This is a genomic window from Flavobacterium sp., assembly GCF_023151265.1.
Taxonomy (GTDB): Bacteria; Bacteroidota; Bacteroidia; order Flavobacteriales; family Flavobacteriaceae; genus Flavobacterium.
The window spans coordinates 1-1,928 of the sequence record NZ_JAKLJH010000225.1; the positions used below are offsets into that span (position 1 = coordinate 1).

Annotated in this window: 3 protein-coding genes and 1 pseudogene; all 4 read right to left on the minus strand. The window is 33.7% G+C overall.

Annotation, left to right across the window (positions count from 1 at the left end; translation table 11 throughout):
• The coding region (locus L6Q46_RS13800; protein WP_291284796.1) for a 3-phosphoshikimate 1-carboxyvinyltransferase at positions 1-1,012 on the minus strand (1,012 nt) is incomplete at its 3' end.
• Positions 1,012-1,338, minus strand: coding sequence for a multidrug efflux SMR transporter (locus tag L6Q46_RS13805; RefSeq protein ID WP_291284797.1), 327 nt, complete (start codon positions 1,336-1,338; stop codon positions 1,012-1,014). The genes L6Q46_RS13805 and L6Q46_RS13800, both read right to left, overlap by 1 nt.
• A 64-nt stretch (positions 1,339-1,402) precedes the next feature.
• The gene (locus L6Q46_RS13810) at positions 1,403-1,765 is read right to left on the minus strand and encodes a four helix bundle protein (RefSeq protein ID WP_291284798.1); all 363 of its coding nucleotides are present in this window, start codon (positions 1,763-1,765) and stop codon (positions 1,403-1,405) included.
• Between the two features lie 30 nt (positions 1,766-1,795).
• Positions 1,796-1,928: pseudogene (locus tag L6Q46_RS13815) on the minus strand (pyrophosphatase); the annotation flags it as partial.

Here is a 1,928-nt window from a genome sequence, read left to right on the forward strand (position 1 = left end):
GTTCTGTTTTTAAAGCTTCTAATCTATCTGTTTCTTTGATTTTTAGCGTATGTAAACCGAATAAATGACAACCTATTCCTAATCCAAAACAAGTTACTGCAATGGTTTGAGCAATATCTGGCGAGTTGTTAAGTTGTGAGTTGTGAGTTGTGAGTTGCGAATTATGAAGTCTTTCTTTTGAAATCGTGATTGAATTATCCGTATTAAAAGTAGTTTCAACACCAAAATCTTGATATATGTTTACCAAAGCACTATCGCCTTGCAAACTATTTTCTTTATAGCTTGAAAGTGTAACTTGAAAACCTATTTCAGATAAAGCAACAATGGAATACCAGTAGGAAGCCGAACTCCAATCAGACTCAATTGTGAATTGTGAATTGTGAATTGTGAATTGTGGTTTTACAGAAATTTTATTTCCAACAAATGAAGTCGTCACTCCTATTTCATTCAATAACGCTAAGGTCATTTTGATGTATGGAATTGAGGTTATTTCGCCTTCCAAAGTTAATTCTAAACCATTTTTAAGCTTTGGAGCAATTAATAAAAGTGCCGAAATATATTGACTACTTACATTGGCTGGAAGCGAAACTTTATTTTGTGTTAACTTCTTGCCTTTGATTTTTATTGGTGGAAAACCTTCATTTTCTTCATAACTAATTTCGGCGCCTAATTGATTTAAAGCATGAACCAAAATTTTTATCGGACGCTCTTTCATTCGTGACGAACCTGTTAAAACCACTTCTTTTCCTTCTTGAATAGCAAAAAATGCGGTAAGAAAACGCATGGCGGTTCCGGCGTGGTGAACGTCTATGAGTTGTGAGTTGTGAGTTGTGAGTTGTGAATTTAAGGCTCTAGTCATAACTTCCGAATCATCTGAATTGGAGGTGTTTTCTAAAGTTAAATTGGGGAACAAAGCCTGTAACAACAATAATCTATTGGTTTCAGATTTTGAACCCGTGATTTTGATGGATGCTGGTTGCTGGATGCTGGATGATTGAAGTAATAAATTCATTATTTCGTAACCATTTTTAATCCGACAATAGATAAAATTAATGTGGTAATGAAAAACACACGCCAAAACGTTGCCGGTTCTTTAAAAACAATGATTCCAACTAAAACACTACCCACAGCGCCAATTCCTGTCCAAACGGCATAAGCGGTTCCGATGGGTAATTCTTTGGTTGCTTTTACTAACAATACCATACTAATAGAAAGGCATACCAAAAAACCGCCGTACCAAAGTAAGGAAGTGTTTCCAGTTGATTCTTTTGCTTTTCCGAGGCAAGTAGCAAAACCTACTTCGAATAATCCTGCTATTATGAGTAAAATCCAGTTCATGTTTTTAATTGTGAATGGTGAGTTGTGAATGGTGAATTCATAATTTACAATTCACAACTCACCATTATTTCTTCCCTATTCTTTGTTTTGTTGTAATAATTATGGAAGCTAAAATTTTATTTATTTCAATAATATCGTTTTTTAATGATTGAAATTGTGTTTCATTAAGATATTCTGACCGAAACAAAAGTTCCAACCAATAATCTGTTTCATTTGCTTCTTTTTGAGCAATGGCGAGCTTGTGAATAAAATCTAATGTACTTTCTGCTTGCTCTGCTTCACGAACCAAAGCACCAATAGCAGTTCCACTTCTTAGAAGTTGTTTACTTAAAACATATTCCTTCTTTTCCTGATTCAGAAACTGATATAATTTAACTATTCGTAATGCAAAATTAAATGATTTATTTTTAATAACATTATCCCCCATAATTCACAACTCACAACTCACAACTCACCATTATTTAAGTTTCTCGTTATTATGATGTCTATCGTGATCGCGTTTGGTTTTCAAATCCATTTTTTTATCAAAAGCGGCTTGTAAATCAACTCCTGTTTGATTGGCTAAACATAAAACTACAAAAACTACATCG